Raw genomic sequence first — 10,128 nt, 5'->3', positions numbered from 1 at the left:
TAACGACCACCACTGTGCCCAAATCCGCCCCACCCCAACTGGGTTTAACCCTTGTGGGGCCCCTCTGGGGCATTGCGCGCCACGACATTCCTATAGGGACGCCGAGCGACGCAGTCGATGCGGGATGGCCGATGCGGGATGGCTGACGAGTCAGTTGGAAAACAGGACGGCCACACCACGGCCACACACGAGGGAGCGAAGACCATCGCGTCCCGCCCCCGCCGCGCCCCCGCATGAAAAAAGTCCAGGTCACGGGCAATGTGACCTGGACTTCCTCGGAGCCGCCTTCGGGATTCGAACCCGAGACCTACGCATTACGAGTGCGTTGCTCTGGCCATCTGAGCTAAGGCGGCGCGCGTCCCGCACCTATGGTGCGATCAGCAACGTCAGCAAGTCTACACAGTTTCCGGGGGTGCTCCGTACACCCCTCCGGGGAGGCCGGGTGGGGGCCGGGGTGGAGGGGGTGAGCTGGGGTTATGTGCAGCGCTTGGCGGTCCCGGGGGCCTTGCCCCGGAGCAGGTAGGTGTTGATCGTCTCGTCCACGCAGTGACTCCCGCGGCCGTACGCCGTGTGGCCGTCGCCCTCGTAGGTGAGGAGGCGGGCCGAGGCGAGCTGGGAGGCGAGGCCCTTGGCCCAGCGGTAGGGGGTGGCGGGGTCGCGGGTCGTGCCGACGACGAGGATCGGGGCCGCGCCCTTCGCCTCGATGCGGTGGGGGCGGCCGGTGGCCTCCTCCGGCCAGTACGCGCAGTTCACGGCCGCCCACGCGAGACCCTCGCCGAAGACGGGGGACGCCTTGCGGAAGGCGGGGAGCGCCGCTTCGACGTCCTTGGGGGCGCGGAAGGACGGGGGGAGGTCCAGGCAGTTCACGGCGGCGTTGGCGTACATGAGGTTCGCGTACCTGCCGTCGCCGTCGCGTTCGTAGTAGCTGTCGGAGAGGGCCAGGAGGGACGAGCCGTCCCGCTGGCGCATGGCGGACGACAGCGCGTCGCGCAGCTGGGGCCACGCCGACTCGTCGTACATCGCGGCGATCACGCCCGTCGTGGCGAGCGCCTCGCCGAGTTCGCGGCCGCCGGAGGGGCCCGGGTCGCCCGCGGGGATCGGCGCGCTGTCCAGCGTGGCGAAGAAGGACTTCAGGCGCTTGCCCGCGTCCGCGGGGTCCTTGCGGCCCAGCGGGCAGTCCGGGCGCGCCACGCAGTCCTTCGCGAACGACTGGAAGGCCGTCTCGAAGCCCGCCGTCTGGTCGAGGTTCATGCGCCGGGCCGTGAGGGAGGGGTCCATCGCGCCGTCCAGGACGAGACGGCCCACCCGGCCGGGGAACAGGCCGGCGTACGTCGCGCCGAGGAACGTGCCGTACGACGCCCCCACGTACGCCAGCTTCTCGTCGCCGAGCGCCGCCCTCAGCACGTCCATGTCCCGGGCCGCCTCGACCGTCGAGACATGGGCGAGCAACGCGCCGCTGCGCTTCTCGCAGCCCGCCCCGAAGTCCTTGTACGCCGTGGTCAGCCGGGTCGTCTCGGCCGCGCTGTCGGGGGTCGTGTCCGTCTGCGTGTACGCGTCCATCTCGCGGTCGTCCAAGCAGGTCACGGGCTCGCTGCGGGCCACGCCGCGCGGGTCGACCGCGACCATGTCGTACCGGGCGCGGACCTCCTCCGGGTAGCCGAGCGCCGCGTACGACTGGAGGTAGCCGATCGCCGAGCCCCCGGGTCCGCCCGGGTTGACCAGGAGCGAGCCGAGGCGGCCGCCCTTGCCGCCCGTCGCCCGCTTGCGGGACACGGCGAGCCGTACGTCGCCCGCGTCCGGCTTGGCGTAGTCCCGCGGCGCCTTCATCGTGGCGCACTCGAAGCCGGGCACGCCGCACGCGCGCCAGTTCAGCTTCTGGCCGTAGTACGACGCCAGTGCCTTCGGCGTGGCGCGGGGCAGCTCGGCCATGGCGACGTCCGTCGACGGGCCGCCCGCCGAACAGCCGGAGGCGAGCAGTCCGGCGACCGTCAGCGTGGCGGTGAGACCGGCTGTCAGCGCGAGGCCGCCGTGGCGTGGGCGTCGGGAGCGGCGGGTGGTTTTCATCACGCGAGAGTAACCCTCGGCAGCGCGACGATCACCATGCGTGCTCGTACGGGTGACTTGTTCCCATCGGGCCCGCCTGCGGGAGGGCTAGCCCGCGCGCAGCGCCACCGTCATCGCCTCCACCGCAAGGAGCGGCGCCACGTTCCGGTCGAGGGCCGTGCGGCACGCGCCGATCGCCTCGATGCGGCGCAGCGTCGACTCCGGCGACGTGCCCCGCGCTATCCGCTCCAGCATGTCCTGCACCTCCGTGTTGGCCAGGGGCACCCGGGAGCCCAGCTGGAGGGCCAGGACGTCTCGGTAGACCCCGGTCAGGTCGACGAGCGCCAGGTCGAGGCTGTCGCGCTGCGTACGGGTCCTGCGGCGCTTCTGCTTGTCCTCGAGCTCCTTCATCGCGCCCGCCGTGCCACGCGGCATCCGGCCGCCCTGCGCCGCGCCGAGCGCCGCCTTCAGGTCCTCGGTCTCCTTGACGTCGACGTCCTCGGCGACCTGCTTGGCCTCCTCCGCCGCCGTGTCGATCAGCTCCTGCGCGGCCTTCAGGCAGCCACCGATCTCCTCGACGCGCAGCGGCAGTTTGAGCACGGCGGCTCGGCGCTGGCGGGCACGGTCGTCGGTCGCGAGGCGGCGGGCCCGGTCGATGTGCCCCTGGGTGGCGCGGGCGGCGGCCTGGGCGGCGTCCGGCTCGATCCCGTCGCGCCTGACGAGCATGTCGGCGACCGCCGCCACCGACGGCGTGCGCAGCGTCAGGTGGCGGCAGCGGGAGCGGATCGTCGGCAGCACGTCCTCCAGGGAGGGCGCGCAGAGCAGCCACACGGTGCGGGGCGCGGGCTCCTCCACGGCCTTGAGCAGGACGTTCCCCGCGCCTTCCGTGAGGCGGTCCGCGTCCTCCAGGACGATGACCTGCCAGCGGCCTCCGGCGGGCGAGAGCTGGGCGCGGCGGACCAGGTCGCGGGTCTCCTTGACGCCGATCGACAGCAGGTCCGTGCGGACCACTTCCACGTCCGCGTGCGTACCGATCAGGCTGGTGTGGCAGCCGTCGCAGAAGCCGCAGCCGGGCTCGCCGCCGAGCGCGCGGTCCGGGCTCACGCACTGCAGGGCGGCGGCGAAGGCCCGGGCGGCGTCGGCGCGGCCCGAGCCGGGCGGGCCCGTGAACAGCCAGGCGTGCGTCATCTTCGACGACTCGGGCGGCGGGGCGGCCGTGTCGACCGCGGTGACCAGCGCGTCGGCGTCACGGGCGGCCGCGGCGAGCTGCTCGCTCACCTTCTCCTGGCCCACCAGGTCGTCCCACACCGGCATGGGTCACCGCCTTCGCCTCGCCGTACGCCGCGTCCGTCGCACTCATCGCACACGTCGCGCTGTCGGAATTCATTGTGGGGCACAGCACTGACAACGCCGCCCACAGCCGCCCTGACCTGCGCGTACGCGGGCCTGGACGGCAGGGACAGGTGGACTCCGGCGAGGCGGACGTCAGCGGCGGCGCCTGCCCTCGTCCCTGGCCGACTCGTCCTCGGCCGCCTCGTCCTCGCGGGCCCCGAGCAGCTCGTCCGCCAGCGACGGCAGGTCGTCGAGCGGCGTCTCCTCTGCCCAGGCCGGGCGGGGGCGGCGGCGCGGGGTGCCGTCCTCGGTGACCTGCGGGAGCTCCCGCGTACGGTCGTTCGGGCCGGTGTCGCCCTGCGCGGGGCGCTCGTCGCGGAAGTAGCCCGGCGGCACCTTGTCCGACACGTCGTGGGCGCCCCGGTCGTCTCGGTCGTCCCGTACGGGCTCGGCGTCCCGCACGGCCGCGGCGTCCTGCACGGCCGGCAGCACCGCCGTCTCGTCCGCCGCGCCGGGCACGGGCGGCACCGGCGGCTTCGGCAGCACGGCCGTCTCGTCGGCCGCCCCGGCCGCCCCGCCCTCCGTGGCCGCCCCGCCCTCCGTGGCCCGCGGCAGCTTCGCCGTCTCGTCGGCGGGGGCACTCACGGCCTGGGGGTCCACGATCGGCGTGGGCACGGTCGTCTCGTTGTCAGGCACGCTCGGCTCGTCGGCCGCACTGGGCTTGCCAGGCGCGCTCGGCTCACCGGGCGTCCCAGACCTGCCAGCCGCGCTCGACTCACCGGACGTACCGGGCCTGCCCGGCGCACTCGGCCCACCCGGCGCACCGGACGTGCCCGGCGCACTCGCCCGGTCAGCCGCACCCGCCCGGTCAGCGCCGCTCGGCCTGTCCGCCGTGCCCGGCCCGGCCAGGGCGCTGCCCGCCGCCAGCTCGGCCAGCTTGCGCGCCTCCTCCGCCCGCCGCAGCGCCTCCTCCGCCTTGCGCTGCTTCTCCAGGCGCCGCTCCTCGGCCTCGGCCCGCAGCCGTGCCTCTTCCTCGGCCTTGCGCCGGGCCTCTTCCTCGACGCGCCGCCGTGCCTCTTCCTCGGCCTTGCGCCGTGCGTCCTCCTCGGCGCGCCGCCGGGCCTCCTCCTCGGCCTTGCGGCGGGCCTCCTCGGCGCGCTGCCGGGCCTCCTCCGCCTGCCGTTCGGCCTCGCGGCGCTGGGCCTCCTCCAGCTCGCGCCGCTTGCGCTCCTCCTCCTCGGCGCGGAGCTTGGCGAGCTGCGCCTGGCGCTCGCGCTCCAGGCGCTCCTCCTCGGCCTTGCGGGCGGCCTCTTCCTCCGCGCGCCGCCGCGCCTCCTCCTCGGCGGCCTTGCGGGCCTCTTCCTGCGCCTTCACCTCGGCTTCGGAGAGGGGCAGGACGACGTCGAGCCGGTGCCGGATGACGGTGGTGACCGACTCGGGCTCCTGGGCCCCGTCGACGACCAGATAGCGGCCGGGGTCGGCGGCGGCGAGGGTGAGGAAACCGGACCGCACGCGCGCGTGGAACTCGGCGGGCTCGGACTCCAGGCGGTCGGGCGCCTCGGTGAAGCGCTCGCGCGCCGCCTCGGGCGCCACGTCGAGCAGGACCGTGAGGTGCGGTACGAGGCCGCCGGTCGCCCAGCGGTTGATGCGGGCCACCTCCGTGGGCGACAGGTCACGGCCCGCCCCCTGGTAGGCCACGGACGAGTCGATGTACCGGTCGGAGATCACCACGGCGCCGCGCGCCAGGGCGGGGCGTACGACGGTGTCGACGTGCTCCGCGCGGTCGGCCGCGTACAGCAGGGCCTCCGCGCGGTGGGACAGGCCCGCGGACGACACGTCGAGCAGGATCGACCGCAGCCGCTTGCCGACCGGTGTCGCGCCCGGCTCGCGGGTGACGACGACCTCGTGGCCCTTGGCGCGGATCCACTCGGCGAGCGCCTCGGCCTGCGTGGACTTGCCCGCCCCGTCCCCGCCCTCCAGGGCGATGAAGAAGCCGGAGGACGCGGGCGCCTGCACGGGGTCGTCGCCGCCGCGCAGCGCGTCGAGCAGGTCGTGGCGCAGCGGCACGCCCTGGCGGTCGTCGGCCTTGGCGAGGACGAGCGCGGCCACCGGGAGCAGCAGCGCGCCGACCAGCATCAGCGTGAACGAGGCGCCACCGTGGTCGAAGACGAACTTGCCGTTGACCATCCGGTGCGGCCCGATCACCGCGGCGAGGAGCGGCGCCACGAGCGCGCACAGGGCGACGACGAGGCGCACGGCCGCCTGGAGGTGCTCGGTGGTGCGCGTCCTGCGGTACTCCTCGACCTCCTGGTCGAGGAGCGCGTGCCCGGTGTTCGCGGCGACGCCCGCGGCCACTCCGGAGAGCGCCAGGATCAGAAGCACCGTCGTCACGTCGGGCACCAGACCGGCCGCGAGCAGCGCGACACCGGTGACGGCGATGGCGAGGGCGAGCAGGCGGCGGCGCGAGAGCGACGGAAGGAGGGCGGGCGCGAGCCGGATCCCGGCGACCGTGCCGCCGGTCAGGGCGGAGACGAACAGGCCGTACGTGACGGGCCCGCCCTGGAGGTCCTTGGCGTGCAGGACGGCGACGGCGACGGCCGCGGCGACCGCCCCGGCGACGGCGGCGCAGGCGGTGACGAGCAGCGGGATCGCGCCGGTGCGGCCCGTGTCGGTGCCGGTGCCGGTGCGCGGCCTGCGCAGGCCCTCCAGGGGGCTGCGCGGGCGCGGCGTCTGCGCTCCGGGGAGGCGCAGCAGGTACAGGACGGACGCGCACGCGGCGAAGAGGCCGGCGGCGACGAACGCGGGCAGTCCGGCCTGGTGCTGTTCGAACCAGTCGATGCCCGAGCCGAGCAGGTTGTTGACGAGGGCCACCGCGACGAGGGCGACGGCGGCGAGGGGCAGCGCCAGGAAGGTCGTACGCAGGGTCAGGCGCCGCAGGGCGTCCAGGTGGTCGGGCAGGGGGCGCACGGCGGCGCCCTCCAGGGGCGGGGCGGGCAGCAGCGCGGGCGCGGCGCTCTCCCTGGCGACCGTCCAGAACCGTTCGGCGACGCCGACGACGAAGGAGGTGACGAGCAGCACCGCGAGCGCGTTGTCCGGTGTCCAGTCGATCCACAGGGGCGCACAGATCAGCAGCGCGGCCCGCGCGCCGTCCGCGCCGACCATGGTCCAGCGGCGGTCGAGGGGCCCGTCGGGCGAGGTGAGCGACGTGAGCGGGCCGAGAAGGACCGCTCCGAAGAGCAGGGTCGCGAGAACGCGCGCTCCGAAGACGGCGGTCACGGCGATCGCGACACCGCGGTAGCCGCCGCCGAAGGAGCCTTCCGCGATGGCCGCCTGGAGCCCGAGGATCACCAGGACGAGCAGCGCGAGCGCGTCGCCGGTACTCCCCAGGAGGTGGGCGCTCCACAGCCGCTTCAGCTGCGGGACCCGCAGCAGGGCACGCACGGCCCGCTCCCGGGAGTCCGCGACCAGGGCGTCGTCAGGAGCCGTGGTCATGGCGGGTGTCTGCTCGGCACGCGTCATCCGTCCAGCCTATCTGGACGGCCCGCCTCCTCGGGGGGACGCCCGAACATACGGGCGTCCCACACGACGAAGGTCACTCTCCGAGCGGAGGCGTCAGACCCTCCGAGCGGAGGTGTCAGTCGGTCGACTCGGCCGCGGCGGTCGTCTTCGCGGCCGCCTTCTTCGCAGCCGCCGTCTTCGTAGTGGCCGTCTTCTTGGCCGTCGTCTTCTTAGCGGCGGTTTTCTTGGCCGTCGTCTTCTTGGCGGCGGTCTTCTTCGCGGGGGCCTTCTTCGCCGCCTTCTTGGCGGTCTTCTTGGCCGGGCCCTTCGCGCGCTTCTCCGCGAGCAGCTCGAAGCCCCGCTCAGGGGTGATGTCCTCGACGGAGTCCGCGGACCGCAGCGTCGCGTTGGTCTCGCCGTCCGTCACGTACGGCCCGAAGCGGCCGTCCTTGACGACGACGGGCTTGCCGCTGACCGGGTCCTCGCCGAGCTCCTTCAGGGGCGGCTTGGCGGCGGCACGGCCGCGCTGCTTCGGCTTGGAGTAGATCTCCAGGGCCTCGTCGAGCGTGATGCTGAAGAGCTGGTCCTCGGTCTCCAGGGAGCGCGAGTCCGTGCCCTTCTTCAGGTACGGGCCGTAGCGGCCGTTCTGAGCGGTGATCTCCACGCCTTCGGCGTCCGTGCCGACGACCCTCGGAAGGGACATCAGCTTCAGCGCGTCGGCCAGCGTCACGGTGTCCAGGGACATCGTCTTGAAGAGCGACGCCGTACGCGGCTTGACCGCGTTCTTGCCGGTCTTCGGGGTGCCCTCGGGGAGGATCTCCGTGACGTACGGGCCGTAGCGGCCGTCCTTGGCGACGATCTCGCGGCCCGTCTCCGGGTCCGTGCCGAGCGCGAAGTCGCCGCTGGGCTTGGCGAGCAGCTCCTCCGCGTACTCGACGGTGAGCTCGTCGGGCGCCAGGTCGTCCGGGATGTCGGCGCGCTGGTGGTTCTCGGAGTCCTTCTCGCCGCGCTCGATGTACGGGCCGTAGCGGCCGACGCGCAGCACGATGCCGTTGTCGACGGGGAACGACGACACCTCGCGGGCGTCGATGGCGCCCAGGTCGGTGACGAGCTCCTTGAGGCCGCCGAGGTGGTCGCCGTCGCCGTTCCCGGCGTCCGCGGCGCCGCCCGCGGCCTCGCCCTCACCGAAGTAGAAGCGGCGCAGCCACGGCACGGCCTGGGCCTCGCCCCGCGCGATGCGGTCGAGGTCGTCCTCCATGCGGGCGGTGAAGTCGTAGTCGACGAGCCGCCCGAAGTGCTTCTCCAGGAGGTTCACCACGGCGAAGCTCAGGAAGGACGGCACCAGGGCCGTGCCCTTCTTGAAGACGTAGCCGCGGTCGAGGATCGTGCCGATGATCGACGCGTACGTCGACGGGCGGCCGATCTCGCGCTCTTCCAGCTCCTTGACCAGCGAGGCCTCGGTGTAGCGGGCCGGGGGCTTGGTGGCGTGGCCGTCGACGGACATGTCGTCGGCGGACAGCGCGTCGCCCTCGCCGACCTGCGGCAGCCGGCGCTCGCGGTCGTCCAGCTCGGCGTTCGGGTCGTCGGCGCCCTCGACGTACGCCTTGAGGAAGCCGTGGAACGTGATGGTCTTGCCGGACGCGCTGAACTCGGCGTCGCGGCCGTCGGCGGCGCGGCCACCGATCTTCACGGTGACGCTGTTGCCGGTCGCGTCCTTCATCTGGGAGGCGACGGTCCGCTTCCAGATCAGCTCGTAGAGCCGGAACTGGTCGCCGGTCAGGCCGGTCTCGGCGGGCGTGCGGAAACGATCACCCGACGGGCGGATCGCCTCGTGCGCCTCCTGCGCGTTCTTGACCTTCCCGGCGTACGTGCGCGGCTTGTCCGGCAGGTAGTCGCTGCCGTACAGCTGCGTGACCTGCGCACGGGCAGCCGAGACCGCCGTGTCGGACAGGGTCGTGGAGTCCGTACGCATATAGGTGATGAAGCCGTTCTCGTACAGCTTCTGCGCCACCTGCATGGTGGCCTTCGCGCCGAAGCCGAGCTTGCGCGAGGCCTCCTGCTGCATCGTCGTCGTACGGAACGGTGCGTACGGGGAGCGGCGGTAGGGCTTGGACTCCACGGAGCGGACCGAGAAGTCCGTCTGCTCCAGGGCTGCGGCGAGCGCGCGGGCGTTCGCCTCGTCCAGGTGGAGCGTGTTCTGGCTCTTGAGCTGCCCGAGGGAGTCGAAGTCACGGCCCTGGGCGACGCGCTTGCCGTCGACCGTCGTCAGGCGGGCGACCAGCTGCGAGGGGTCGCTCGGGTCACCGGCGCGGCCGGTACCGAAGGTGCCCGTCAGGTCCCAGTACTCGGCGGAGCGGAACGCGATGCGCTCGCGCTCCCGCTCGACGACGAGCCGGGTCGCCACGGACTGCACGCGACCCGCCGAGAGCCGCGGCATGACCTTCTTCCACAGCACCGGCGAGACCTCGTAGCCGTAGAGGCGGTCGAGGATGCGGCGGGTCTCCTGGGCGTCGACCATGCGCTTGTTGAGCTCGCGCGGGTTGCGGACGGCGCCCTGGATCGCGTCCTTGGTGATCTCGTGGAACACCATGCGCTTGACCGGGACCTTGGGCTTCAGGACCTCGAGGAGGTGCCACGCGATGGCCTCGCCCTCGCGGTCCTCATCGGTGGCGAGCAGGAGCTCGTCGGAGTCCTTCAGGAGGTCCTTGAGCTTCTTGACCTGCGCCTTCTTGTCGGCGTTGACGACATAGATCGGCTGGAAGTCGTGCTCGACGTCCACGCCGAGGCGGCGCACCTCACCCGTGTACTTCTCGGGGACCTCCGCGGCCCCGTTGGGAAGGTCGCGGATGTGCCCGACGCTCGCCTCGACGGTGTAGCCGGGGCCGAGGTAGCCCTTGATCGTCTTCGCCTTGGCAGGCGACTCGACGATGACGAGTCGGCGGCCGCCCTGTGCGGTCTCGCTGGTCGGGGACAACTTCGCTCTTCTCTCCGGTCGACGCTCGGTGTCATGCATGCGTGGGTCGCGTTGCGCTGACGCTGCGGAGTGTGACGGTACATCCCGCCCCCGTGTCAAACGGGAAAAGCCCGCAACGGCCACTCGAACGGTAACCCGACTACCGCCATTCCTGCCGCCTGGGCTGGCCCCTGGGCCTTGAGCGGGGTGGGGTGCGGCTGTTTCCGCCCGTCCTGTCGACTCGGGTACCCCCGATCGCGCTGCGCGCTCGTCCTCAAACGCCGGACGGGCTAGGAATATCC

General features: G+C 73.0%; 4 protein-coding genes and 1 tRNA gene. All 5 read right to left on the bottom strand.

Going from position 1 to position 10,128, the window contains the following annotated elements; all coding sequences use genetic code 11:
- Nucleotides 1-279: 279 nt before the first annotated feature.
- Nucleotides 280-353, bottom strand: a tRNA-Thr gene (locus ACFWZ5_RS28370).
- 121 nt (nt 354-474) lie between these two features.
- Nucleotides 475-2,064, bottom strand: a complete 1,590-nt coding sequence (locus tag ACFWZ5_RS28365; protein WP_384794885.1) for an alpha/beta hydrolase — start codon at nt 2,062-2,064, stop codon at nt 475-477.
- An 87-nt stretch (nt 2,065-2,151) separates the two neighbouring features.
- Entirely contained in the window at nt 2,152-3,357 is a 1,206-nt protein-coding gene (locus ACFWZ5_RS28360) for a DNA polymerase III subunit delta' (RefSeq protein ID WP_384794883.1), read from the bottom strand.
- Between the two features lie 171 nt (nt 3,358-3,528).
- The gene (tmk, locus tag ACFWZ5_RS28355) at nt 3,529-6,894 is read right to left on the bottom strand and encodes a dTMP kinase (protein ID WP_384794881.1); all 3,366 of its coding nucleotides are present in this window, start codon (nt 6,892-6,894) and stop codon (nt 3,529-3,531) included.
- Nucleotides 6,895-7,009: 115 nt separating this feature from the next.
- Nucleotides 7,010-9,847 carry a type I DNA topoisomerase gene (gene topA, locus ACFWZ5_RS28350; RefSeq protein ID WP_384794879.1) on the bottom strand — a complete coding sequence of 946 codons (2,838 nt, stop codon included), beginning with the start codon at nt 9,845-9,847 and terminating at the stop codon, nt 7,010-7,012.
- Nucleotides 9,848-10,128 lie beyond the last annotated feature (281 nt).

Source organism: Streptomyces sp. NPDC059003 (assembly GCF_042740445.1).
In the GTDB taxonomy this organism is placed as follows: Bacteria; Actinomycetota; Actinomycetes; order Streptomycetales; family Streptomycetaceae; genus Streptomyces.
Note: the sequence above shows the minus strand (reverse complement) of the source record. Positions and strands in the feature narration are given on the sequence as shown.

What these genes read in the sequence shown, in the direction of transcription:
- ACFWZ5_RS28365 (WP_384794885.1), bottom strand. Translation starts at nt 2,064, where the DNA reads ATGAAAACCACCCGCCGCTCCCGACGCCCACGCCACGGCGGCCTCGCG.
- ACFWZ5_RS28360 (WP_384794883.1), bottom strand. Translation starts at nt 3,357, where the DNA reads ATGCCGGTGTGGGACGACCTGGTGGGCCAGGAGAAGGTGAGCGAGCAG.
- tmk (WP_384794881.1), bottom strand. Translation starts at nt 6,894, where the DNA reads ATGACGCGTGCCGAGCAGACACCCGCCATGACCACGGCTCCTGACGAC.